Origin of the sequence: Alkanindiges illinoisensis DSM 15370 (assembly GCF_000619845.1) — a bacterium.
Classification (GTDB): domain Bacteria; phylum Pseudomonadota; class Gammaproteobacteria; order Pseudomonadales; family Moraxellaceae; genus Alkanindiges; species Alkanindiges illinoisensis.
Map to the genome: position 1 here is coordinate 592,116 of NZ_JHUX01000003.1, position 25,105 is coordinate 617,220.

The window sequence follows — 25,105 nt, forward strand, 5'->3', positions numbered from 1 at the left end:
CCCTACCACTCATACTGGCCATTATCGAGCTTGTGAAAAATTTCCTGTGTGTTGATAAAGGCTACTTGTGAGGGATGGCAATTATTGACCTTTGCAGCCTGTATCGCCAGATTCATTGTGGTGTTATAGGCGTTGCTATGTTGTTTTAAGTCATCCAGCATTTTGGGAATGTATTCAAGCCGGTTGTCAGTTTTCTCAATGTATCTGCCAGTAACCTGGTAGATATGGGAAATTAGATAATCAGGGGTAAAGCGCGGTGTTTCGTCCAGCCAGTCCACAGCGGCGTCATACACTGTTTCTGATTGGGTAGCCAGTTCATTCACCAGCATCTGACAAAGTGACCGCATCATCCAGCCGGATTCATTTTTTCTAAAATTATAATCCTCACAATAACAATAAATGATGTGTAGCTGACTAATAAACAGTGGAAACAGAATATCCACGGCATAGGTAATTTTCTCAATCATGACAGTGCTGTTTTCAACCACGGGCTGCTGTTTTTTATAGACAATCCGTTTACCTTGGGCGGCCTGCTGCACTTCATAGACTAAGCCCCATCCAAACGCGATATCAGGACTATCTTTGCCATTGTTATTTTCAGGTAGGATATCGTATGCAGCATCACATAATGCCATTAGCTCATCACTGGTGCCGGAAACCCGAACGCCTAAGTTATTTGGGGTCAATGAAAGCAACAGCATTGTCTATCCTCAATTTTTTCAAGAGAATATATTAATCTGACCGGAACTGCCATGTCTGGATGCTTTATTGATTCAGGCACTATTACCCTATGTTGAAATAGGGTAATACTCATGCAAAACAATCAATCAGCCAGCGGCCTACAGTACGATGATTTAGGTTTTATTATTGGCATGAAGCGCATGGGGCGTGATATCGATAAGATTGATATCAACGTCGAAGCCATACGCAAAATACTGGAACAGGCTGCTACAGAATTTAAAGCGATTGCTGGCCAGTCTGAGCGCCAGCAGCCCTCACTAAGTGCCTATCAGCGTGCTTTACTGGATGCCACACAACGTACGGCAGTTGATTTTGAGGAACACCTTCAACGCACCATCACACCCGTTAATCAATCATTGGTTGATATGGGTAATGCCACTGAAGAATTAATAAACCTGGTTGATCAGGTGGCAAGCCAGCAGACCAGTCCTAAGCAGGCCAATAACCGCAGTACTGCAAATAATTCGGGCAATAGACCCGGACGCAGCCGTATTACGCCAAACAGCGACACGGTTGACATCGGTAGTACAGAATCGCTAAGACGTAACTTTAGCCGCCAGAATGCAGATAATGCACCAGGTGATGATGCAACCAGTGACCGTAGCCGTGATTCACGGGGCCGCTTTACTGGTGATGGTTCTGGTGATGGCCAGAAATCATTTTTTGCAAAAGTTGCCAAAGGGTTTGTTGGTGCAATTAAAGGGTTAATGCCTGATTCAAAAGGGGTGGACCCGACTGTTGATGCCATTAACGAGCTGGGCACATTGTTATCACCTGTGCGCAAGGTGGCTGGCTTTGCCTTACGTCCACTATCCGGGCTATTCAAAAGCCGTAAACGCAATGAGCCTATTCCACGAGAACAGGAACAACATAACCGACGCCAGATTAAGCTATTACAGCGTATTGCCGACAATCTGAAAGGTACACGGGCAGGCAAGCTGCTGGGCGGCGCTGGCGGCCTGCTAGGTGGGTTGTTCGGTGGTGCTGGTAAAGGCTTGGGCAAGCTGCTTAAGGGTGGTGGCAAAGGCCTGCTAAAACTGTTGAAGTTTGGCCGTGGTATTCCACTGGTAGGTACCGCGCTGGCCGCCGGTGCTTCGCTGTTTGACTGGAAAAATCAAACCACTGAACAAAAGGGCGGTAGTGTGGGTTCGCTGGCTGGTGGTGCAGCTGGTGCGGCCTTAGGTAGCCTGCTGGGGCCAGTCGGTACTATTGCCGGTGGTATGCTGGGTTCATGGGCTGGCGAGAAGCTGGGTACTGTGGTTGCACCATACGTCAAGAACTGGACGGATGATCTGACTAAGGCTGATATACCAGGTCGCATTGTTTCAGCGTGGAAAACCTTTACTGATGGCTTGGGTACATACTTTAAGGAAGCCTGGGACAATATTGTTGAGAAAGGCAAAGAGATTGCCAGTGATACCAAGGATACTGTCTTTTCAATTGCAGACTGGAGCGCATCACTTCTTGATAAAGGTCTGGCTGGTATGGGTAGTAAGGATGCTCAAGAACGGGTAAATCAGCGTGAACGTGGCGAGATTGGCTACCAGCGTAAGGGATATCAGGCCAAGACGACACAGAATGCGCCTACGCTTTGGCAAACGATGCAGGACAGCGCTAATAGTTTGATGATGCAGCCAGCTACCGGAAAATACGCGCCATTACTGGATGAAATTGCCCGAGGGGAGTCACGCAAAGGGGCGTTTGGTACATCAGGCTATGATGCTGTTTATAGTGGTGCCACGGTTAAGCCGTCAAAGCCAATTTCACAAATGACTGTAGGCGAAGTAAAAGCCTATCAACGGCAATTAATGAAAGCCGGTTCTACATCCACTGCAGTGGGCCGCTATCAGTTTATCCATAACAAAGGTGCTTTTGCCAAGATGGCCGCCGAGGCTGGTTTAAAGGATAGCGATATTTTTAATAATGCTGCCCAAGATAGGCTTGCCATTCATTATATGGGTGGGGCACAACAAATAGATAAGTGGATTAAAACCGGCAACCATAAGGCTTTAACTAATAAGGTTGCTGAGCAATGGGCCAGCCAGAAAAACAGTAGAGGCTTTGGGAACTATGATGGTGATGGGTTAAATACAGCCCGGCATGGCGGCGTTGCAGTCATTCGTGACCTTAGTGAGAAAATTGCAACAAATCAGGCCACTGTTCCGCAAACTAAGGCAACTGAAATCAAGCCTGCGCAAATACCAAAAGCGACCAAGCCCATTATTACCAAAGATTCCCCTGTTTATGTCTGGCGTAAACCGGTTGAGGCAAAGGCTACTCGTTCAACCACTACAACAAATCTGGCGACTCAGCAGGCCAGCGCTGCTCCTAAAGTTGAGTCAGTCAAAGAGCGCTTATCATCACCAGCACCTAAGGAAGTGGTTGTGGTTAATCAAAATAATGATACGATTAGCCAAAACGTGAGCAATAGGGGCCTTGCTCATGCATTTACTGGTGGGTTAGGGATGGGGAAGCATGATTAATACTAAAACAGTGATTTACGGTGTTTTACTTAGCAGTGTGAGTATATTGGCTCATGCTGATAATAATGTTCCACAGTTTAAGGACTATCCAGCCAAGGTATACAACGGTAAACCCGCTAAATTATTATTGAATAATCAAACTGCAAAAGTATTTAAAACACGTTTGACCGAGGCATTAAAACAAAAACCTGTCTATGCAGGCGAATATGTTTTAGCGTCTTGGGGGTGTGGCACAGAGTGTGTATTTTATACCTTCGTCAACAAAAGAACGGGCCAAGTACTTGATAAAGGTTTTGGTGGTGAAACCGGCGAAGATATTAAGGATTTTAAGTTAAACAGTAAGCTGTTAATCACTCGTAAATCAGACTTTGATGATAATTATAATGAGGTTGGCAGTTCTACAAATTATAGTGTCGTGAATAATGATCAGTTTAAAGTGATTAAAGCGGTAGCATCGGAATAATGAATAAAAAAGTAATAATTATAACTGCCCTGATTATTGGTCTGGCAGCTTTAATCGGTGGATATCTTTATTTTATTTATACTCAGTCCTCACAGAAGGCAAATCATCAAGAAATACTCCATACGGATGACACTGGTAGTCAGGCTGTACGTGAAACAGTCCCACAGCAAAGTGAAAATACTACACCTGATGAGTCTACAGTAAGCGAAGATTGGCAAGCCGTTCATACCGAAGAAAGCTTTATGAATACTGGTATTGCCTACTTAAATCATAATGAGATTTTTCGCGGATTAATGTTCGGGGATTTAGAGAAAAATGCCCAAATTAAGGGAGTAGGCTTTGTTAATCAGATTTTTAAGCAAGATGGATATGATGTTGCCCTAATCAACTTGTTAAAAGACTCTGATAAAGACAAATGCAGTATTTCTTTTAATGGCTTGTCAGATAATTATGCTTTGATTGCCTTTCAGCACTCCCCTAGGGTTTTAGAAGGTGATGTAATCGCCTTTAAGGGAATGGCCGACAATATAAAGTTCTCATATAAAAATGCATCAAACATTTCAAAAGAAGTGCCGGTTATTTATGTGGCTTATTACAAGGGTGGGGCTAACCTACCAGGCCTTGAACTTGAGTTTTATACGTGTGGAACCATGTTTGGCAAGCCAGCCTCTCAAGAAGATGTAAGCCGTTTTTTAGAGAAAAATAAGTTATAACTAAACAATTGGAACCTACCAGATTTAGCCAGACCTTAGATTGATACCGTGTTTGCTCAAATTTTGATTGAGTGATGCAATATGAGTTTAAATGATCTGGTTTTCTGGTTGGGCTTCATTATTGGTATTGCCCTTGTATTAATTTGCACAGGGATTTTGCGCTATCTCAAGCCAAGTCGTACTTATGATAAACCGCCTTTTGTGCTTGAAACTTTCCCTATGCCTTCATACAGTCCATTAGAAGCACTACGCGAAGATATCCGTAAATTGCATGGGAAATTTGATGAATTATTTAAGCCTTATGTGACCGGTTGTGAAAAATATAAACCAGGCTTAGAAGAGCTTTCTAGGAAGTGGGCAAAGCCGGAAGTTAAACCCAGTATTGTCCCTCAGACTGATTTAAAAACATCACTGGCCAAGGCTGGTTTAGATAAGCTAACACCCGTAGCAAAAACGAAAATTGCGGATCTGGATGGTGAAACCATTTATGAGGATGCAGACGGCCGCCGGGTATTGTCCCCAACTTCTGTTGAGATCAGTGGCGAGAAATACAAGCTTTTAGCAGGCCGTACCTATATGGTTGATGTTAATGAGCTGCGTACCATTGATATTGAATTCCAGGCTGGCAACCCGGCAGTTAATGGGGTAAATGGCCTAACCAATGAATTGCTGCTGGCCATTCTTATTGATCGTACGAAGGTGCTGGATAGTGAGCAGCCTTGTGATGAAAACAAGCTGGCCTTGGATTATATGCAGTCTGCGCTTGAGTGTTTTCAGGAACGTATAAAGGTCCAGAAACATAAGCCTATTGATAATAGCGATTTGAACGAGTTGCTTGAGCAGGCAATAGACTTATGTAAATCTAATGATGAGATGAAAAAAGAATCAAATCAACATTGATTGGAACCAGCCTCATTGATGCCAATTTGAGCTAAGTACATTAGGGACTCTTTCATAGAGTCCTTTTTATTTAGGTCAAAGATTATGCGTAAATTACGAATTGGTTTAATTGGTCTTATGGTTGGTTTGGCAATTACTGCATGCAGTGATAATAACTATCACCCTACTTATAATGAAACACCAGCAACGGCACAGGCTCAACAAGGTGGCATTAATAACAATGATGTACTGGTTGCTGGTGCCGGGGCAGTAGCCGGTTATATGCTCGCCAATCGCAACAATCAGGCAAACCAGTATCACGCTCAGGATTATGGCGGTCGCTCATATCCGGCAGTCCACAAAACGGTAGTAGTGAATAAAGTGGTGAACGTATACCACAAGCCTAAACGCGCCAGTTATTTCAAGCGTTCATATTCCAGCTCACGTTCCTATAGCACCTCGCGTTCATCCCGACGACGATAACACTGGAACACGCCAGCTTTTCAATAAAGTATGGTCAGTAAATTAAGGGTTCATTGAAGGACCCTTTTTTTATTGGACTAAAATCATGCTTAAGCATTCTGTACGTCGTTCATTCCTGCAACGAGCCTTTATTGCCTTGATCAGCGTGATTGATAGGATGCAGGAAAAATTAACAACACCTACGATAACCAAGCCACTGGAACCGCCCAGATTTAGCATAAATCCTGAGTGACACAATAAGCCCTAATGAGATATTGGGGCTTTTTTTATGACAACGCCAAAACCAAGGGGCAGAAAGACCAAGCCGATTACTTATAACTTGCATGACCGGGGCTGGAAACACAACGGCCCTGACCGTAGCAACGTCGATATGCAGTCCATGATTCGCTTGATCAATAGTTCCGGTGTGCAGGAACTGGTTGATGAAGGCAAATTATGGGGCTACTGCGGTCATAACATTCGCCAGCGCTATGGCATGCGGCCACCTGAAGCCATTGTCATTGAAGGCAAGATGGTTTACTTGGCACCTGCGTTTAAAACCATTGAAATTAAAGCGCATGCAAATGGTGACGTTACCCATCGTGCTGAGTTTACGACCAATGAAGCGGGTGAGTGGGCGCGTGAGCAATATCTGGCTCAGGTTGGTGGGTTTAGTACAGCGGTTAATTTTAAGCAATTTACCATGCCGAAACAGGTATCTGGTTTTTTTGGCTTTGATTATGTGCTGCAACCAAATTACACGACTAATGTTGGTGATGGCCAGCTTTATGACGGCCTGTTTTTGCCTGAGGATGTGTCAGCTGATAGTGGGGTTGCCTGTTTTGATAGTCTGACCAATGTTGAGCAGCTTGACCCGGCTAATGCTCAAATTGCCCGGATGCTAGAACAGCAAATCTTAAGTGACATGCAGAACATCAATGCGCAATTGGGTTTGTTGCAGCATGCAGAACGTGCATATGACCATATTGAAGCCATGGCACAGCAGGAAGCGCGACGTGAACAGCGTGAGAACTTGCAGGCCCAGCGGCAGGCCGAACTGTACACGGGTATGGTTGGTGAGATTCGCTCATTTGATTCAGTGTGTGCAGAGGCAGATGAGTTGCTACAGCGCGCTATTAATCCTTATGACACCCGCACACGAACTGAACCGGCGAAGAAAAAACCCCGGCTGTTTTCATTTGGTATGCGCTCATGAGTGCCGCCATTGCTGATCCGCTCAAGGCCATTCAGGATGCCTGGTATAAAACGCTGATTGATTTTCGGGCGTGGTACATGCCTGAAACCCAGCAAACGGCAGAATGGAAACAACGGGTACTGGGGCATGCCATTAAATCCTGCCCGGGCCGCATGATGGATGATGCCGAGGCCATGCTTGCCGAATACCGCAAAGCCCAGAATGCAGCGGTGGCTGGCGGTGCGACTGCGTTTATGCCGGTCATGTTGACGGCTACAGCCATTGTTGACCAGCCGCCCAACGTCAGCCAACTGCCCAATGTGCCCTATTTTGTGGATGTCATTATTTCGGGCAAGCCTGCAAAAATGCGGCTCATTCCCAAGACAGTTCGCGCACAAATCGCGTTCTTTGCTACCAATCCTCACGATGCCCGTTCTATCTGTGATCAGGTGTGTGCCTACGTTACAGATGACATCAAACGTCGTATCGCCGTGCAGTTTGATTTTGGCGACGGGATTAAGCGGCCTAGTCCATTCACCGTACTTGAAAATGAGCTTTTCCCTACGCCTGTACCCAGTGAAGCCATCAACCTGTCTATATTCACTGTTGACGCGCAGCTGGTGGGTTATGTACCTCAGGTACTGGGCCTTGGCGGGCAGTTTGATAACACGGTGGGCAATGGATACAACCCTGACGGTTCGCCAATAGATAAGCCGCCGGTTAATGATTCAGTGGTTGTACAGGCCGATGCCTTTGACGTTGGCCATACCCGCGTGTTGGCGGATCCTGAAACTGGTATTGTGACCGTGGAGCAGCTTGATGATTAAGGTGACTCCCAATGAAATTAATCCGGCTGATGAGATTGTACGCATTGATAGCCGCGTCATGGGCTTTAACGGTGAACCTGTCCGTATTCTGGCTGTTTGTTTTAAAGACACTGGGGAAATGCGGATTGAGAAAAAAGAAATTTACACCAATCTGCCGGTACCTGCGGAATTAAAGGCCAATACCATTGTCGTGACGGACGCCATCCACCAGGTGCAAAACTGGGATATGCCGTTTAATCCTGAAAAAGACCTGGCTTCGGTTATCACGGTGTACCAGCAACGATTCCGGGCCGGCCTGATTGATATTGAAAAATCCCTCAACCGCTATAACCCGAAAACCGTGCTGCAGGTGCGTAAGGTTGATGAAAAGGGCTTAAAACAGGAATTTGACAGCAGCAGCTTAAACAATGGTCACGTTGCGGTATTGCTCTGCGTGTGGGCCAGCCAGCGTGTTGCGATCAGCCATAGTATTACACATGCACAGGGGATAGATGCCAAAGCCATAGATACCTCGATGTTGCCTTTTAGCATCTAGGGGGCAGCATGGCGTTAAAACCCCTAAAAGACATACCTGAATGGTGGGAGCTGTGTGTACGCTACCGCTATGACATTTATGCTTTCGCGGTTGAGGCGCTGGGCATTACGCCCACATGGCAACAAGAACTACTATTTGAATCTGTCCAGTTTGATGGTAGCCGTACATCGGTTGCGTCAGGTCACGGCTGTTTTGGTAAAGGCACCAAAATCCGGCTGTTTAACGGCAAATGGAAGCGCGTTGAAAAAATAACAATAGATGATCAGATCATGGGTAGCGATGGGATATCGCCCCGTGAGATCACCCATGTTGTGCGCGGCCAGCAGGAACTGTACCGCTTTAATTATGCCAATGGCGTCAGTCACGTTTATAACCGGTCACATATTTTGTGCCTGGTGTCGCTAGAAACAAAGAACGGCTGGAAAGCTGGCGACAAAATGGAAGTGCTAGTGTCCAAATGGCTCACATGGCCGGAAGATACCAAGCGCCAGTTTGCGGCCTACCAACTCAAGCATAAAAAATATCAGCCTGTTGCCATCACCAGTGCCACGGCCTTAGGCGTAGGGGATTACTACGGCTTCGTGCTGGACGGTGACGCCACGTTTCTAGGCGCTGATGGCATGCTGCTACACAACACCGGTAAAACCGCCAGTGCGGGCATTGTGGCGCTCTGGCACCTACTGTTCTTTGATGAATCCATCATGATGTTTACTGCCCCGCAAATCGGGCAGCTGAAAAAACAAGTCTGGAAAGAAATCAGTATCAACCTGAGCCGCCTTAAAAGCGGCCCTTTGGCATGGCTGGCAGAATATGTCGGCTATCAGACTGAAATGGTCTACGTTAAAGGCTATAAGGAAAAATGGCACGTCTTTGCCAAAACCGCACCGAAGCACCAGCCAACCAACTTGGCGGGGAACCATGGCGATAACTACATGGTGTGGGGTGATGAGGCCAGCGGTATTCCAGATGAAGTCTGGGACGTGGTACTGGGTGCATTAACGCATGCCGACAACCGGGCGGTGATGACATCACAGCCGACCCGTAACGCTGGCATGTTCTATGAAACACACCATGGCTTAAGTCACCGCTCAGACGGTATATGGATGGCGCTGACCTTTAATGGTGAAGAGTCGCCGCTTGTATCTGAGCAATCCCTTGAAGAGCAGCGCCAGAAATACGGCAGCCGTGATGATGCCCAGTACAAAATTCGTGTGCTCGGTGAATTTCCTGATTTAGCCGATGAATTTTTGATTACCAAGCGTATGTCAGAAGATATGTACGTTGGTAGCTCAATTTTTGAAGAGATTCACCAGTTTGGCTATGTGATTACCGTAGACGTCGGCGGCGGCGTGGGTCGGGATGATTCGGTTATTTGTGTGGGCAAGGTCTGGGGTGAAGATCAGTGGGGCGAGCGGGCAAGGCGGGTTGAAGTTGAAAAAATCCCGCTGTGTAAAAACAAGGACAATATTACTGAACTGTTTGGCATTATTAGTGAGCTGCTGGAAAATTATTCCAATGCTTTACTTGTGGTCGATGATAACGGCGCAGGTAAGGGTCTTGGCCAGTTGTTGCAACAGCATGGCATCTATTATTTGCCTGTGTATTGGGGCGGTGGCTGCTTTAACGAGGATAACCGCAAAGAGTATTACAACAAGCGGGCGCTGGCCTATGTGTGCCTAAAACGTGCCATTGAGCATGGCCGATTCAAGATTAAAACCAACAAGTACAAAGTAAAGCTGCAAAACCAGATTATTAAAATTCCCTATGGCTTTGATGAGCATTCACGCTACAAGCTGCTGGGTAAGGATGAAATGAAGCGTAAGGGTATCAAGTCGCCGGATATGGGCGACGCGCTGGCGTTTTTCTTTCTTGAGAATGTGCATTACACCGAAGCGTACGAGAAAGCCGCGCTGGATGTGGATACACCAGAAGGACAGGAACAGGCCGCTAAAGCATCACGTTTTGAGCGATTAAGGCAGGCCGCACAAGAGCAATTATAAAAATATCCAATATGTAATTATAAATTTTAACATTAATTTACAATCAATCAGATTTTAAGGTAAATTGGTCTATAAATCTTTAATGGACATAAGTATGGAATATGGACTGAGAACCCACAACTATTGTGCGTTTTATGTGGCTGAACCTTTTAACCCTTGCGCGTTAGGGGCATTCGCTACACATGATTTCTGTCATTATCAGATGTTAAAAGCATGGAAAGGAAAGGATACCACTTTCCCCTTCAGCGATGCTCATGCTGCAACATATAGTGTGCGAGATAGTAGTGATTGGGAATCTACGCTCAAGCCTAGACTACGAAACAGACTACGCTTATCTAAAAATATTATCTTATTTTTGAGTGACTTTACTGGTAATTCAAGAGCTTTAAGAGAAGAGATTGACTATGGAATAAATACTCTAGGTCTACCCGTTATCATAATTTATCCTGAATTTGATAATATTGATAAAATTGTTGATAAGAATAATACTTTTAGATTAGCTGTGAAAAACTTATGGGCAAAATTACCAATTCTTAGAGATTCAATGCATAAAGTACCAACATTACATTTACCTATGAAGAAAGAAACTATTAAAGATGGATTAAGTAATAGAATGTTTATGATTAACTCTAAAGGCTCACCTGCAAAATATATTTAAGAAGTTCACTTATGGAAAATAAAGTTAAATTTTACGATAAAAAATTAATTGACGAGTTTTTGGTAAGAATTAGTACGATAAGTACGATTTTATCCTTGGTGCTTATATTTATTTCAATTCCTGAGCAAATTAAAATTGCTTTTGGTGGAATATTTATTTTAGTTTTAATATTTATATATCAAAGAAGCTGGAGGGAAGCTAATGCTTTAAAAGATATTACTGTAAAAATTGATGAAAGTGATGTTAATATTAAAGTTGGTGATCTATTTAAAGAACCTGATTATAAAGTTATAAGTTTTAATGAATATTTTGATACAGTAGTTGATGAGGTCTTAGTTAATGAGAGGTCTATTAATGGTATCTTTCTTAAAGAACATATAAGAATATCAATAGATGAATTAGATAATAAAATCAAAAATTATCCATTTGAGCAAAACGAAATAATTGGTAGTAATCAAAACCGTCCTTATGGAAAGAAAACTAAATATAAAATCGGAACGATATTTGTTTTTGAGGATTATATTTTAACCGCTTTTTCAAAGTTTGATGAGCATAATAGAGCTTACCTAACGATGCCTGAATACCTTGAATTTTTAATAAATTTCTGGGATAAGGTTAATAAGGTATATGCACAAAAAAGTGTATCAGTACCTATATTTGGTTCTGGTATTACACGAATTAAGGAACATAAAAACATAAGTGATGAGGAATTACTTAAGATTATGATCTGGACTTTTAAAATTAGTGAAATGCGCTTTAAGTATCCTGCTAAGTTGTCCATAATTATTCATAATGCAAAAATTAATCAAATTAATTTATTGGAAATCAAAAACACTGCAAATAGTCTTTAGATTTAATTATTACTTATGGAACCTGCCTAAATCCTTGTGTTTGGGTGGTTCTATCATTGCCATAGTGAATAAATGGGTGAGCTATGGCAATTCTTCAATTCTACTTAACCGATGTTGGCCGTAATGCTGGAATTGATGCAGAAAATCTTGACCTGCATGTATCATTGAGCCATATCGCGGTCGGTTCAGCTAAATACAATGGGGCAACCGCTGCCAATACAAAAACCGCCCTGACCAACGAATTGGCCCGTTATCCCTTAAATGGTGGTGGCGTTGATGCCACATCCCATACCTTACGTTTTGTTGTCAATATTGAAGCAACGATTACTGCCGATATCTTTGAGGTGGGTTTATATACCAATACTGGTGTGTTGTTTGCGGTTGCTGCTGTAACCGGCAATAGTCCATTGATTCAGCTGGTCACTAATATCGTGACCATCGTCACCATCGGCCTGACATTTGTAGATGTGGATTTTAGCAACATCCAGATCATGATTGACCCGAATACCCCTGTTGCTATTGCTCTGATGAATCAGCATCTGGCCCATCAAAACCCTCATCCCCAGTATGCCAAAAAGCTGGATTTTGATAATCATGTTGCTCAAAACGCATTTGAGCATAACAACCTTACCGCATTGATCGCAGCAGAGGCACAAGCGCGTGCTAATGCTGATGCAGCTGAAGCCCAGGCGCGTGGCAATGCGGATAATGCATTAGAAGATGATATTTATGCATTATCAGTATCGACGGAAAATGCACTTGAGCAAGAACGACAAATTCGCGCGACTGCAATTCAAAATGAAATCAATGAGCGTGCAGCGGCAGTTTGGGAAGCAATTCGGCAGCAAAGTGTTTTTATCGCAAAATATCTGAACAATACTGAGCCGTATCTGACAAGTGAAGGTTCAGCATCAGGTACTTTTAACCATAATGTGATTGGCTATGAACTCTCTCTCGGAAGCTGTTTAAATAACCCCTATATCAATGTGGTTAACCCTTCACCCAACTACAATGTTGGGGGTATCACATTTGGCAATAACAATAATAAAACCGGCTTTATGCTCAAGCTCAGTGGGTTCATTCAGTTTGGGTGCTTTGCAGAACAAGGTGATACCAGCTGGTCGGGATTAAGTGTTGCATTAAGTTTCTATGATGAACACAACAATCTTCTTGCTGAAGTACCTTTAAATCTGGCTCAAGTCGCAGGCGGCTGGCCAAATAACTCTAATGTTGGCCACACGACATACCGCTTCGACAATGGATATGACCTTTATTCATTATTTAAGCCAAACGGTTTTACACCGAATGATTTAAGACTTGCCTTAAGAGTTGCGGTATCTGTTAATTCGGATGGTGGTAGCCCGGCGCGTTCCATTTTAACCGTTGAAAAATTTGCGGTACGGTGCGTGCAATGATCAATGATTATTTAAATGCCGTACGCAACCGCATTGAGCAGCTTAAGCGGCAGGGGGATGCCAGTAAGCTCATTGTCTGGGATGTGCAGCCCGATGAGTCTATCCAGCCCGGATTGCTCAGTTATCGGGTATATGGCACGGAAGAGCATACCAATGTGGTTAATGTGGCTTGTGGTGTGTCGGGTGTATGGGAAGTACTACCACAACAGCGAATCGCCTTACTGCAACCTGCTGAATTAATGGCACTGCGCCGTGAATATCTGGAGGAATAACAGTGGCTAGTCCAGATGACATCAGGCGCGCGCAAAAGCAGCTTTTAGAGTCCATCAAACGTGGTGCACGCCGTGATGTACGCTCACGCCGGGGTGCTGATACGCGCCAGCGGGCACAGGCAGAAAAAGAAGTCGAATATGACGACAGTGGTCGCAAGATTCCAAAGCCCATGTTTTTGCGTCCGGCAGATATTGCACAGGGCGAAAATTACGATGTAGAGCGGGTCTTATACACCACTTTAGGGCAAGGCAAGGGCGAGGCGCCGCGCCGCATTACCCGTGATGACATCTTGGCATTTCAGGAAAATATCCTGCTGCTGAAAGACCAGTACAGCAAAGGGATTACCCCGCAAAGTGTTATCAATCTGAGTCGTCAGGAAGATATAGACCGGGCTAATGAAGAAATTCACACGGTTGTCCCTGTTAGCCGCGAGTCAGGTTTAATTCATTTTGTCACCAATGCCGGGCCACACAGTAAAGTCGTTAATCACCATGTGGAAGTGGAGTTTTCTAACTTCAAATCTGTGGTTTTTAACATTCATAAAGAAGCGGTGAGTACCGTTAAAAACCGATTGGCGTATGGGAATTTAAAGTTTGAATGTGATTGTGGTCGGCATACCTTCTGGTATCGCTATATGGCAACTATTGGCGGTTATGGCCTAGGTCGGCAAGAGGGCGGCTTTCCCAAAGTCCGTAACCCGCATTTGTCGGGTGTGGCCTGCAAGCACGTCCTGCGCGTGATGCAATGGATTATCTCACCTTTTGGCATCCAGTATCTTAAAAAACAGGTAGAGGCAGACCGGACAAAGCAGCTGGGTGCCCGTACCAAGCCAACGACAAAACAAACCAAGGAAATACTGGAACAGCAGGCCAATGGCGCCAAGCCCATCAAGGCCAATTTGCAGCATGCCGAGCGCGAAATGATGCGCCGTGCTGAGAAAGTGGCCAAGCAAATGTATGCCAAACAGCTCAAGGAATTACGTGCATTAACCAAGGAATTTAACACCATGGCTGAACGCCAGGTCATGCAAAGTGCTGCCCGGCGTTTAGATCAATTGTTATCTGATGGCGTCATTAGCCAGCAGCAATATGAAATTTTTAAACGAGGGACCCAATAATGCTTAATTCAGCAGTCAACCGGGTTGCCAATGGCCGTCGCATGGCCGCGCGCCGTGTGGTGATGACCGCGGTTTCTGGTATTCCGGCACAGGTCTGGCGTAAGCGCGTGGTTTACAACAACACGGCCAATCAGGATGTGCCAGCGGATCCACTGTCATTTGAAGCCAATGCTGTATCGGTGTCTGATGAGCCGAACTATGCCTACGATCATTTGGGCTTTGCCTATGTGCTGGCAGACCGGTTTAACGGTGGGGCCATCCATAAAAACAAAAGCATGGTCAATCCATCGGACTTAACTATTTTTGCGCAAATTGAACTGTATGACGAAAATTTGCCAAGCAAGAGTGAGCAAATCAAGCAAATACCCACGTCACTAACTTTGAATGAAGGTGATTTGCTGGGCTTGATGATTTATGCCGGGTTTATGGTCTGGTTTGAGATTGTCGGTATGACAGGCCAGACGTTAATGGCTGATTTTGGCACAAAGTACGTGCTAAACCGCCGTGATGAACTGGGCATGCCGCCGGTCAATGGTGAAGTAGTAGAGCGTGCTGTTATCAGCTGTGGCGAGTTGATTCAACTGGAACGTGGCGAAATATTGGCGCTGTCCGTGCAGTTTAATAATGAAGCGGACAATGAGCCTATCGCTATTACTTCTGACATGCTGATCACTGCAACAGTAAGCACGGCCAATAAACAGCTTATTGCGACGTTGCAGGCCACACCAGATAGCGACCAGGTAAACAGCAAGGGCGAGGTGCTATTAGAGAGCCTGACAACAACGCAGGATTGGCCGCTGGGCAATGTTCAGCTTGATATTGTCTTAAAACAGAGTGATGTGGTTCTGGGTGAGCAGGTCATGTTTTTTAAGGTAGTGGATGAATGACAGTTAAAGCAACGATCAACCTGACGCCACCACCACGCTGGGGCAAGATTAAAGGCATTCTGACAGATCAACCGGATTTAAAAGCTGCCCTTGATGCAATTCATACTGAGATTGATGAGCAGCGTGACGAGCTGACAGTTTTAAATAACGCGCTCAATGATTCAACGGATTTTGTTGGCCTGATTAATGCCACCATGGAGATTTAATAAATGGCTACTTTACCGGAACTAACCGCAGCAGGGATGGTACGCCTTGTTCAGTTACTTAAAGGTGTACGGGATGATTTAAAAGGCAAGATGGGCGACCCCGTAAACCTGAACACCAGCACTAAGGCAAACTTGGTTGCTGCGATTAATGAGGTCCATGCTGGACTAACAGGTTTATCGCAAATTGATGATAATGCTTCGTCCAGTAGTAAGACTTATTCCAGTGATAAGATTCTGGCGTTATTGAATCAAACCAAAGCCGATATTATCAATGGGGCAAATCCTGAAAGTGATACCTTAAAAGAATTACAGGATGCCATTTTAGCAGTAGCACAGGCCGATGCAGGACTGGTTAGTGCAATGGCTGCACAGAGTTTTACAGCCGCCCAGCAAGCGCAGGCTCGTACAAATATTGGTGCTGCATCAGCTGCGGATATAGGTGATATCACTGGCGTAGATTTTGTGGCCACGATTAATACGGCATTTGCCAGTGGTGCCTAATCATGAACCTTATCCAGTTAGTTCAGGCAGGGTTTACCAGGGCTGGGGAAATCTCAAAAAGCCTGCAACAAGCTATTGCGCTTAAGCAAGACAAACTGCCTACCAATGGTGCGGCAGGACAGTTTTTAGCAAATGATTTGACTTGGAAAACACCTGCCAGTGGTGGCAGTTCCAATATTACTTGGGAAACTATTGCTGTAATGACGGGTTGGACTTCTGGTTTCAAAACAGATAACACATGGCCTTTACAATTAGGGAAAGATACTTCAGGACGAATCTATATTCGGGGTGCTTTAAGAAACACGAGTGGTAACGGTAACACAAACCCATTTCTGACTATTCCTACAGCCTATAAACTTAAAGGACTAGAGAATCTTAATGGGACTTATCCTTTATCCTGTTTAGTTTATAGTGATAATTTTGGCAACTTTTCAACATCAGCCGCACCTTATATTAAATACGTAATGTCTAGTGGCGTTGCAACCTTAGTAGGTAGTACTAGCGCTACCAATAATTACGGCTATGTATTCCCTGAGCAATGCTTGGGTTTTGCAGCTAATCCCTAGGAGTAATACATGGATTTTCAAAATAAGTTTTGTGATGAGTTGCTAACCAAAATTGCTGACGCAGGTTACAAGATAGACCCAAGTGGAATTGATACTCTTATTTATGACGAAGTCGCAGTGCAGGCCATCATTGATAACTTTGAAATGCCAATGCCTGACTTAGAACCACGTCAATTTAAACTAATGGTTGCTGGGGTTGGGCTTGTCCCCCTCATTAAAGCCGCCTTGGACATCATTGCTTTGGCTACTACAGATGAAGGTAGAGAGATGTTTAAGTCTGCTTATTCCCAATATGAAGGGGGAACAGTTTATTTTTGGGACAAATCTTTATTTGAATGGCGACGTTTATCCCCAATGTTTGAAATTCTGTATACAGATGTTTATGGGGATAATGCTCCACCTTTTACCTTAAACGAAGATGATTTGAGGGAAGCATGGATAGCAGCAAGCACACTTTAAGACCTAGCTATAAAGATGCAACACCGGAACAGCTTGCCAAAATCTGCAATGGTGTCGGGCCATCATGGGCACCCGCACCGATACGCAAAGCCATGACTATGCTGTCAGACTGGTTTTTTAATTCTGCCAGCTGGCAACACCATGACTTTGGCTACTACATTGGGTGCACCGAAGAAGAACGGGCAGAGTATGACCGTAAATTCTTTGAGGCCATGCTCATTGATTGCCGCCAATTACCCTGGCATAAAAAAGCCAATGGCTACAGCCTCTCATGCTGTTTTTATGCCAGTGTCCGGGTATTTGGCCGTGCCAGTTTTTACTATGGCCAAGACTATCAGCCGCTATAATCAACTCACCAGATGAGCTGAATAATCCATTTATTCGACTCATTACTTATTCTGATCGCTGGAACCTGCTGCCTGAGCATGTCTGCTGTAACTGCATAATAACCATACTTAATACAGGTAGAACAGTAATGGCTTTTTTAATTTTTAATACAACCGGTAAAAATATAGGCGATAAAGCAGTCGCAACTGAATGCACGTCTGCTATTTTTAATTACCAGGTGATTGGCGCCGGGGCAGTGGTTGAGTTTTCCGGCAGTAATAAACCGGATGCCGATATCGACAATGATGCACACTGGGAACCGATTGTCACGGTTACAGCTGGGGTTCCTGATGATGTGCCATACCGTCAACATACCTGGGATAATATTCGTTATGTGGTCACTGCAGGGAATAACGTGGAAATTTATGTGTCCAGCGGTGTGAGTGGCTAATTAAACCAGGTGAACAAAAGGCGCATAACAGCGCCTTTTTTATGCCTGATGCAATTGGAACCAGCCTCATTTAGCGTTTTTTGGCTATGTCATTCTGCATTCATTGAGTTAAAGCCAACATCGGCAAAAGGTGAATGTAAAATGACCGTTTTAAGTGCAGAAATCGAAAAGGCGTATAAAGAGCAGCAGGATCAAATTGCTCAGTGCGCGAATTATTACTATGGTGGCTTTAATGCAACTGAAATTGCTCAGTTTGACAGTATTGCCATTGCCCCTGAATCACGTCCAGACCTGGTAAAAAGCCTGTTTGATTCGATTGGTGAAGAAGGTCAGGCTAATATTGATAATGCAGTGCGCTGGGGTGTTGAACAATATCAAGCGCGTAATGGCGGCCAATTGCCTCATCCGTCAGTCATTGCCAGTGCGTTAGGTGCAGGCCTGCAAGCAAGCACAATTAACCCTGAAAACTTAAGCAAAGCGATTGCTGGTTTCGATAGTATCAGTAACCTGCAATATGAGCAGGCCAGTATCGTGCCAGCATTGACCGTAGCGACCATTGCAAACGTCATTGCCTATGCATTGCCTATTTTTGCGCTGATTCCCAACAATAATCAGTCAGTTAAAGTGCCATTGGTGGCCATGCGCTTTATTACTGATACGGCGTTTGGTGCAATGGGTGCAGGTGAATATCTGGACGGCGAAAATGCCGCAAAACCCTATGCTGAAGGCCGCTTCCGCTTTGCAATGGCTAAAGGCGCTGGTAATACTTACAGCGTAGTTGCCCATACCTGCTATGACGACTTTAAAGCCAAAACTCCAGACACCGCTACGCCGTTGCTGCCATTCTGGTCAGGTCTGGTATCTGTAAAAATCAATGGCATGGAAGTAGGTCATACCCGTGATGACCGCCTGCTGTCTGTTGATAAAGGCCAGATTAGCCTGATTCCAAACCAGAAGGGCGTAAAAGTTGGTAACACAGTTTACAAACTCACTGGCAGCACTATCAATCTGGATACCAGCTCTATTAGTGTGACACTTGATGGGGCACTGCCTGCTGGTGCTTCTATCGAAGTGGCCTTGGTTGCCAATTTTGAAGCCCGTGACGCTAACAAGAAATTCAAGCTCAATCCGGTTGGTGTGAGCGTTGAAGCGGAATATGACTCACTGGTGGCTGCGCCATTTGCCATGCGTGTTAATGCGTCATACAGCACACAAAGCCAGCTGGCCAATGAATTAAACCTGGGCTTTGTGGGTGCTGCATTATCAATTATGCAAGGTAAGTTCTTTTTGGAACAAACCATTCGATTGCTCAAAGAAGTGAAAGAACGCGCTGTTTTAAATGGTCGTGGCTACTTTGATATGTCGCGTGGTGTAACTGGTAATTTGTCTGCCGTTGCCAATACCACCGGTGATTTGTTTGCCGAAGTGCTCAAAGTCATTAAGAAAGGTAAGCGTCGTATCCGCCGTGCTTCAGGTGGCGCAACTACCAGCTTTGACCTGTACGTGGGCGACAACGGTGAAATCTTCTTCACTACGCTGTCTGCTGATAAGTTCACACCGACTGGTGTCAGCTCAACGTATGGCGAAATTGTGCGTATCGGTACGCTGGCTGATGGCACCGATGTTTATCACACGCCTAATGCGCAGGGTGTTATTGAAGAGTCTGACGACAATAAGACCTTTGAAATGCTGCTGATTGGTAAAGGGAATGAGCCAGTGCGCAACCCATTGGTTGGTCATATCCCTAACCCGCCTGTGGTACGTGAAGCGTTTGCCGATACCCGTGAGTTGGTGATGGATATTCACGGCAAAATGGCTGCGGAATTGAACCCGCTGGAACGCTACGCTGACCAGTGTGCGGTGCTACAAGTGGTTAATGCACCAGCCATTCCATTTGACCCACCAGCCAAGTAAGGGCAGTTAAAAAGGCGCGTTGATCGCGCCTTTTTTCCCATTCAATATTCATAAAGTCAATGAGGGTATCATGACAACTGAACCAAAAACTAAGCGGCAGCCCCGCACCAAAACAGCTGCGTCAACAGCTGAACAACAGTCAGCACCATCAACCCCTGATACTGAGCAGGATAAGGTAAATCAAACGCCAGCACAGCCCAATGCCAATCCTGAGCAGCCAGCGGCAATACAGAACCAGTCAGAAGGCGCTGACAATGGCCAACAGGACAAAGCACCAGCTGATGATCCATTAACAGATGCTGAAATACAGCCAGCTGATAACAAAGGCGACGACGCATCAGCCGCTGATAAAGAGCAAGCAAGCCCGGCACCTGCGCCAGTAACTGAACCAGTTGCAGTAGCACCTGTAAAGCCAGTACATGCCTTTGAGGTGACGAATAACAGTGACCAGCGTGTATTTGAGCCTGTCACCCGTACCACCATTGCACCTGTTGAAACCAAAACCATTGAATGTATCAATGCCAGCTTTAAACAGCGTGCCTTAAGCAATTTAAAGCAGTTTCAAGCCTTAGGCCGTAATTTGGAGATTAAAGAAGATGCCAGCAGTACCTGATAAATACTTTGACGGAACAAACCCAATCCTCACCATTGTTGGTGATGAGCCTACAGAGCGAGATGTCAGCATGACAAACAATGCATCAATCGTAAAAACGGAACTATTAACCAATACTCAGCTGCCGCCCGGCCAAACAGTGCTTGTGCGGGTTAAAGGTGATATGGCATTCGACCAGATCATTTCAAATCTTGAGCAAATTAATGCCTTGGAAGGCTTTGCAGTTATTGGCGTAACCAGTGTGCCGGTAGAAGAAGAAAGCAATGACGATCCATTTACCTTTGTCAATGCTCAGTTTGGCGGTGAAAACATACAATATACGGGTGGAACGATAGCATTTGATTATTTCAATGGTCTGCCAGCCTTTGCAATCACCACACCAGCTGCACTCAATAAATACTACACCTTTGGTCAGCCCAATTATGATATCGGTGGCGTTAATGTATTTTCAGAAGTCCTTCTGATCATTTCACCAAATAGTAACGCGCGTGATGCCTATAGTAACCGCATGGCCGGTAATGGTGGCTTTGCCGTAGACCAAACCCCGGCTAACGGTGCCAATACAGGCGTTTCAATTTCAAAAGCTGGTGCACTTAATCTCTTTACAAAAACAGGCACTGATCTTCGTGTAACGGCACAAGTGGTTAATGATGCCGTGAACTGGTCAATTTACACTCCTGATGGTGGCATTACGGATGATTACAGTGACGCACAGCCAGGAATCCAGAATCAGCCTTTATACTGCCATGTCATTGCGATTTTGCATCCAGAATATAGTCAGGTTGATTTGACACAAATCCGTGTACCGCTTGCTTTGGAAGGCATGGAATTAAGTTAAACCAAGAATCCAGAAAGAATCTAAAAAGCAGCCAAAAGGCTGCTTTTTTCATGCCTGAACAACTGGAACCTACCTCATTTTACCCAAAACCATGCTGACACAATAACCATAAGCAGTAGGCCATAAGGCAAGGCAATGAACACAACAAAGATTTTAGGTGAAGCGGTCGGTGTGCAGTGGCAGGGTGTTACTGACAATACCGAAACCAATACAGTGGCCGGTTTAACGCAAGCCATTGTGATTGGCCGGTTTAAACGGGGTGAAGTTGGACGTCCCATGGTGATTACCCCAAACAATATTCGTGGTCAGCTGGGGCATGAACCTACCAATCCTTATTACATCGCTGTGCAGGCCTGTTTAGATGCTGGTGTGCCCAGTGTGCAGGTGTTACGTGTAGCTGATTCAATTCAACCTGAGGAATAAAAAATCATGACGCAAATTAGACTTTCAGGTGCAGGCGTTTTATCACTAGGCGCTACAGTTAGCCCAGCGCTGGTCATTAGTGCAACGACAAAAAGCTATCTGGGTGATGATGCATCCCTTGATATCGCTTTTTTTGCGAAAGTGGCTAATCCGCTATCAGGTGATGATATCACCGTACGTTTAACCTGGTTTGACTCAACTACAGACGATCAAATTTTTAAGATTCAGGGCACATTAAGCAATGATGAGGATGATTTGTCATCCATTCAGGCAGTCGCTGATGCTGCGGAAATCTTTGGAGAATTTAGTCTAATTCTTGGTTCTGGCCTGATTACTGCGGTTAAAAATTGCGTGGCTTTTAATGCATACAATGGCTTAAACCGTAACAGTTTTGCATTGCCGCTTCCAAGTGATCAGCCACCACCATTTGATGCCGATCAGGTCTATGACATTTTAACGGCTGAAGGTGTTCGACCAGCCTATCTGGTGCTGCCGACCCTGGATGATCTGGAGCTTTACAACACGGTTTATCGTGCAGCTGACAAGCTCAACATTCCCATGGACTGTGAGATTGACCCAACCATTACACCAGAGCAGGCTGCTGACTTGGCGCTTAATCTGGATGCACAGGATCAGCGCGTACAACTAATTTGGTCGCCTAATATCTGCCGTCCGCGTGATGCCGTATCCCTACGGGGCCGCAAAGTACCAGCCTACGCCATTGGCGCATACCTTGGTATGAAGTTACTTCGCAATGCACGTACAACAGCAGAGGGTATCCCCAAAATTGGCGACCCGGTAGCCGGTTACGATTTTCCATTCACCATGAAAGGCCTAGAAATGCGGCCTGACGTGGTATTTAACGAGCAAACACTGGAAATGCTGGCTAAAGCTAAAGTGAATACTGTACGCCGCATGAGTTTTGGCGGGGGTGTGCGCTTTGTTCTCAGTGATGGCTTAACCCAGCGTCAAAGCAAGAACAGTGCGCTGCGCCTGGTCAATGCCACAGAAATTGCCTGCTATACCAGCAATATAGCAACCGACATTCTAAATCGTCACATGCTTAGACGCATGAGCAGCTACTTAACTGATGCTAGCCGCGAAATTGAAGCCTTTTTGAAAAAATGTGCGGCACCTACGGTTGGCCTGTTGCAGCCTGCCGCAGATTTGGGCGGTGCGCCGTATGTATTTAGTTTAACGCCCGATGCTGACTATCCGTTTGAACGTGTTCGGCTGTATATGGCGCGTGGTATAGACGGTATGACCCGTGCTGCAATTTTTGATAAAGACATTCTTAGTAAGTAGTTGGAGTAAGAAATAATGATTTTTGGACATAAACGTAAAACCCCGGTGCCAGCGCTGATTGTGCCTGGCTTTGATTCTGTAGCCGTGGCGATTAGCCAGGCTGCAACCCTGACTGCCAGTGAACAACGTGAGCAGCAATCATTTATTGAGCATGTGCGTGAACAGGCGCTGCATATCGTGTCGCATATGGCTGATACGATTATTGAAGGCAAACTAGAAGAAGGCGAGCTGCCCACTGACCTGCTGGACGGCCTGATGATCGAGGCACTGGATGGACTGGACGACGACGATAGCGACATTGAAGGCGCATTGGCCGGGTCCATTCAAGATGCATTGTCGTCTTTCGACGTGGATGATTCTGTCATCAATGAAATGTTCGGTGATAATGTCACTGCTGCCGATGCTGCGATTGAAGCTGCTGCTGCAACCATTATCGCGAATATGCCCGATGAAGGTGAACCACTGGATGAATTTGCCCGTGAATTCATCTTCGGTGAGCCAGATGACATTGAGGAGGGGTTTGACTCTATCAGTGGTAAGCGCTTGACTAAGGCACAGACTAAAGCCAAAGTCGGGGCGTTCTCGCATAAAAAAGTGGGTGGCCGTAAGGTTGCTTATAAAGGGGTACTGGCCATTCGTAAAGGCATCAAAACCATTGTGAACAAGCGACTGCCTGGGCAGAAAATCCGTCAATCTGCTGACCAGAAACAGGCGATTAAAAAAGCCCGCCTGAAAGCACACACGGCTAATTCCATTCGCCAGCGTGTGAAATCGTTTAAGAAAGGTCGCAAGATGGGTTTGTATTAAACTACAGCGAATGATTGCGTTAAAAGGCTGCTTAGGCGGCCTTTTTTAATTACTAGATTTATTTATCTGCATAGCATTTGGTCAATACATCGTGGTAGTGCTGATTCGCTTTGTCATAAGCGGTTTTAGCTTTTTCAATGGTTGCCTTGTCACCACTGGATAGCGACTTATCATAATTTGCCCAAGCCTTTATTCTTTTACCATGGGCCTTGCTGTATTCCTTTTGCATATCAGTCATCATGATCTCCAATTACTAAATTTCTAAATATAACTTAGCCTGATTGTAAGCGGTATCCAGTTCACTCAAGTAATCCTGCAAATAATCTGAGCCTATCAAATTTTTCTGATGAAAGTCGTGTGCTTCACGCTTTAAGCCTTCATAGTCCATTTCCAAAAATTCAACATAATTTCTAATATATGTCATTACTTTCCAGTCCAGATGCTTTTCATCCAAAAACAGGTTTTTACCCTTTTCTAAAATTGCTGTCGCTTTTTCCTGAGTCATGGGTTCCTGAATAATATTTTTCACTTTGGAAAATCCCTAGGGTATGTGTTTTGAATAATAAAGTCCTTTATTGTCATTTGGAACCATGCAGGTCAGGGTATTTTCTAAACAAGCAAAATAGCCATAAGTAAACTTAGAGTATTGTGACATGGCTGGTTTAAACCTTGCGACATTAACCAATAAAGATGCATATATTGAAAAAATCCGTGCCGCACTGGAAACCGCAACCGGGCAACAAATCCCGGCGGGTACCGTAGAGGTAGGGAAAGTCAAACGGGTGAGTGGGGTAAGCGCGGCACCTGTTACCTTTGCATTTGCTGGTGGTCAGTCATTGACCCTTTATGTACGTGCGACTGCCGATGTATTTAAGGCTGAACTCAATGGCAAGGTCATCGTCCTGTCCGGTGATTTCAGTAACGACTGGAAACAAACCTTTGACGCTGCTGTGACTGGTGTGGCCAAGCTGGTACGTGATGGCCAAAAGGCGAAACAGGCAGAAAATGCACGTCAAAAAGTTAAAATTCCGCGTGCACCCAGCCAAAGCGTTACGGCAAAAATCAAGGAAGTGCAAGAACAGGAAGCCCAGCTTGATCAGCGTATCACTGAAAAAACTGCCCAGCGTGACCAGTTAAAAGAAAAACTGGAACAGGCCCGCGCGCAAATTGCAGCAGTGACCCAGTAAGGGAGCCAT

General features: G+C 45.1%; 31 protein-coding genes and 1 pseudogene. 29 read left to right on the top strand and 3 right to left on the bottom strand.

What is annotated here, in order from left to right; translation table 11 throughout:
* Positions 1-2: 2 nt before the first annotated feature.
* Positions 3-701, bottom strand: coding sequence for a DUF6904 family protein (locus Q337_RS0103115; RefSeq protein WP_026470345.1), 699 nt, complete (start codon positions 699-701; stop codon positions 3-5).
* 111 nt (positions 702-812) lie between these two features.
* Between Q337_RS0103115 and Q337_RS0103120 the strand changes: the two genes are divergently transcribed.
* From Q337_RS0103120 to Q337_RS0103250, 28 genes and pseudogenes are all read left to right on the top strand, one after another.
* Complete coding sequence (locus tag Q337_RS0103120; RefSeq protein ID WP_026470346.1) at positions 813-3,224, top strand: lysozyme family protein; 2,412 nt, start codon at positions 813-815, stop codon at positions 3,222-3,224.
* Positions 3,217-3,687, top strand: coding sequence for a hypothetical protein (locus Q337_RS0103125; protein ID WP_051526516.1), 471 nt, complete (start codon positions 3,217-3,219; stop codon positions 3,685-3,687). Before Q337_RS0103120 ends, Q337_RS0103125 begins: the two co-directional genes overlap by 8 nt.
* Positions 3,687-4,400, top strand: coding sequence for a hypothetical protein (locus Q337_RS0103130; protein ID WP_026470348.1), 714 nt, complete (start codon positions 3,687-3,689; stop codon positions 4,398-4,400). Before Q337_RS0103125 ends, Q337_RS0103130 begins: the two co-directional genes overlap by 1 nt.
* A gap of 81 nt (positions 4,401-4,481) precedes the next feature.
* The gene (locus Q337_RS18245; RefSeq protein ID WP_051526517.1) at positions 4,482-5,300 is read left to right on the top strand and encodes a hypothetical protein; all 819 of its coding nucleotides are present in this window, start codon (positions 4,482-4,484) and stop codon (positions 5,298-5,300) included.
* An 84-nt stretch (positions 5,301-5,384) separates the two neighbouring features.
* Entirely contained in the window at positions 5,385-5,762 is a 378-nt protein-coding gene (locus Q337_RS0103140) for a hypothetical protein (protein WP_026470349.1), read from the top strand.
* An 85-nt stretch (positions 5,763-5,847) separates the two neighbouring features.
* Positions 5,848-5,994, top strand: coding sequence for a hypothetical protein (locus Q337_RS18755; protein ID WP_156935689.1), 147 nt, complete (start codon positions 5,848-5,850; stop codon positions 5,992-5,994).
* Positions 5,995-6,030: 36 nt separating this feature from the next.
* Positions 6,031-6,957 (top strand): hypothetical protein, encoded by a 927-nt coding sequence (locus tag Q337_RS0103145; RefSeq protein ID WP_026470350.1) that lies wholly within the window; start codon positions 6,031-6,033, stop codon positions 6,955-6,957.
* A complete protein-coding gene (locus tag Q337_RS0103150; RefSeq protein WP_034279169.1) occupies positions 6,954-7,763 on the top strand; it encodes a hypothetical protein in 810 nt (269 codons plus the stop codon). Before Q337_RS0103145 ends, Q337_RS0103150 begins: the two co-directional genes overlap by 4 nt.
* A complete protein-coding gene (locus tag Q337_RS0103155) occupies positions 7,756-8,298 on the top strand; it encodes a hypothetical protein (RefSeq protein WP_051526518.1) in 543 nt (180 codons plus the stop codon). Before Q337_RS0103150 ends, Q337_RS0103155 begins: the two co-directional genes overlap by 8 nt.
* An 8-nt stretch (positions 8,299-8,306) precedes the next feature.
* Positions 8,307-10,298 (top strand): Hint domain-containing homing endonuclease, encoded by a 1,992-nt coding sequence (locus Q337_RS0103160; RefSeq protein WP_026470353.1) that lies wholly within the window; start codon positions 8,307-8,309, stop codon positions 10,296-10,298.
* Positions 10,299-10,392: 94 nt separating this feature from the next.
* Positions 10,393-10,956: a TIR domain-containing protein gene (locus tag Q337_RS0103165; RefSeq protein WP_026470354.1), complete on the top strand. Its 564-nt coding sequence runs from the start codon at positions 10,393-10,395 to the stop codon at positions 10,954-10,956.
* Positions 10,957-10,967: 11 nt separating this feature from the next.
* Positions 10,968-11,807: a macro domain-containing protein gene (locus tag Q337_RS0103170; RefSeq protein ID WP_026470355.1), complete on the top strand. Its 840-nt coding sequence runs from the start codon at positions 10,968-10,970 to the stop codon at positions 11,805-11,807.
* Between the two features lie 83 nt (positions 11,808-11,890).
* Complete coding sequence (locus Q337_RS18250) at positions 11,891-13,222, top strand: phage tail-collar fiber domain-containing protein (RefSeq protein ID WP_026470356.1); 1,332 nt, start codon at positions 11,891-11,893, stop codon at positions 13,220-13,222.
* Positions 13,219-13,494 (top strand): hypothetical protein, encoded by a 276-nt coding sequence (locus Q337_RS0103180; RefSeq protein WP_026470357.1) that lies wholly within the window; start codon positions 13,219-13,221, stop codon positions 13,492-13,494. The genes Q337_RS18250 and Q337_RS0103180 overlap by 4 nt, the downstream gene beginning before the upstream one ends.
* A 2-nt stretch (positions 13,495-13,496) precedes the next feature.
* Positions 13,497-14,612: a hypothetical protein gene (locus tag Q337_RS16590; RefSeq protein ID WP_228133068.1), complete on the top strand. Its 1,116-nt coding sequence runs from the start codon at positions 13,497-13,499 to the stop codon at positions 14,610-14,612.
* A pseudogene (locus Q337_RS19315) lies at positions 14,612-15,142 on the top strand (hypothetical protein); the annotation flags it as partial. The gene Q337_RS16590 and the pseudogene Q337_RS19315, both read left to right, overlap by 1 nt.
* 353 nt (positions 15,143-15,495) lie before the next feature.
* Positions 15,496-15,705 carry a hypothetical protein gene (locus Q337_RS0103195; RefSeq protein ID WP_026470358.1) on the top strand — a complete coding sequence of 70 codons (210 nt, stop codon included), beginning with the start codon at positions 15,496-15,498 and terminating at the stop codon, positions 15,703-15,705.
* 3 nt (positions 15,706-15,708) lie between these two features.
* The gene (locus Q337_RS0103200) at positions 15,709-16,206 is read left to right on the top strand and encodes a hypothetical protein (RefSeq protein WP_051526519.1); all 498 of its coding nucleotides are present in this window, start codon (positions 15,709-15,711) and stop codon (positions 16,204-16,206) included.
* A gap of 2 nt (positions 16,207-16,208) precedes the next feature.
* Entirely contained in the window at positions 16,209-16,772 is a 564-nt protein-coding gene (locus tag Q337_RS0103205) for a hypothetical protein (RefSeq protein ID WP_026470360.1), read from the top strand.
* A 9-nt stretch (positions 16,773-16,781) separates the two neighbouring features.
* Positions 16,782-17,231 carry a hypothetical protein gene (locus Q337_RS0103210; RefSeq protein ID WP_026470361.1) on the top strand — a complete coding sequence of 150 codons (450 nt, stop codon included), beginning with the start codon at positions 16,782-16,784 and terminating at the stop codon, positions 17,229-17,231.
* Positions 17,207-17,578, top strand: coding sequence for a hypothetical protein (locus Q337_RS0103215; RefSeq protein ID WP_026470362.1), 372 nt, complete (start codon positions 17,207-17,209; stop codon positions 17,576-17,578). The genes Q337_RS0103210 and Q337_RS0103215 overlap by 25 nt, the downstream gene beginning before the upstream one ends.
* Positions 17,579-17,706: 128 nt before the next feature.
* The gene (locus Q337_RS0103220) at positions 17,707-18,009 is read left to right on the top strand and encodes a hypothetical protein (RefSeq protein WP_026470363.1); all 303 of its coding nucleotides are present in this window, start codon (positions 17,707-17,709) and stop codon (positions 18,007-18,009) included.
* 141 nt (positions 18,010-18,150) lie between these two features.
* Positions 18,151-19,923, top strand: a complete 1,773-nt coding sequence (locus tag Q337_RS0103225) for a hypothetical protein (protein ID WP_026470364.1) — start codon at positions 18,151-18,153, stop codon at positions 19,921-19,923.
* Positions 19,924-19,993: 70 nt separating this feature from the next.
* Complete coding sequence (locus Q337_RS0103230) at positions 19,994-20,536, top strand: RodZ family helix-turn-helix domain-containing protein (RefSeq protein WP_026470365.1); 543 nt, start codon at positions 19,994-19,996, stop codon at positions 20,534-20,536.
* Positions 20,520-21,374, top strand: a complete 855-nt coding sequence (locus Q337_RS19060) for a hypothetical protein (protein WP_051526520.1) — start codon at positions 20,520-20,522, stop codon at positions 21,372-21,374. Before Q337_RS0103230 ends, Q337_RS19060 begins: the two co-directional genes overlap by 17 nt.
* A gap of 135 nt (positions 21,375-21,509) precedes the next feature.
* The gene (locus Q337_RS0103240) at positions 21,510-21,797 is read left to right on the top strand and encodes a hypothetical protein (RefSeq protein WP_026470366.1); all 288 of its coding nucleotides are present in this window, start codon (positions 21,510-21,512) and stop codon (positions 21,795-21,797) included.
* A 6-nt stretch (positions 21,798-21,803) separates the two neighbouring features.
* Positions 21,804-23,102, top strand: coding sequence for a hypothetical protein (locus Q337_RS0103245; protein WP_026470367.1), 1,299 nt, complete (start codon positions 21,804-21,806; stop codon positions 23,100-23,102).
* A gap of 15 nt (positions 23,103-23,117) precedes the next feature.
* The gene (locus Q337_RS0103250; RefSeq protein WP_051526521.1) at positions 23,118-23,909 is read left to right on the top strand and encodes a hypothetical protein; all 792 of its coding nucleotides are present in this window, start codon (positions 23,118-23,120) and stop codon (positions 23,907-23,909) included.
* A 58-nt stretch (positions 23,910-23,967) separates the two neighbouring features.
* On the opposite strand, the gene Q337_RS0103255 is transcribed toward Q337_RS0103250, so the two are convergent.
* Both Q337_RS0103255 and Q337_RS0103260 read right to left on the bottom strand, forming a co-directional pair.
* Positions 23,968-24,150 carry a hypothetical protein gene (locus tag Q337_RS0103255; protein WP_034279170.1) on the bottom strand — a complete coding sequence of 61 codons (183 nt, stop codon included), beginning with the start codon at positions 24,148-24,150 and terminating at the stop codon, positions 23,968-23,970.
* Between the two features lie 12 nt (positions 24,151-24,162).
* On the bottom strand, positions 24,163-24,438 hold the full coding sequence (locus tag Q337_RS0103260) for a hypothetical protein (protein WP_156935690.1): 276 nt from the start codon (positions 24,436-24,438) through the stop codon (positions 24,163-24,165).
* Between the two features lie 124 nt (positions 24,439-24,562).
* On the opposite strand from Q337_RS0103260, the gene Q337_RS0103265 reads away from it, so the two are divergent.
* The gene (locus Q337_RS0103265) at positions 24,563-25,096 is read left to right on the top strand and encodes a defense against restriction DarA-related protein (protein WP_026470371.1); all 534 of its coding nucleotides are present in this window, start codon (positions 24,563-24,565) and stop codon (positions 25,094-25,096) included.
* Positions 25,097-25,105: the final 9 nt, after the last annotated feature.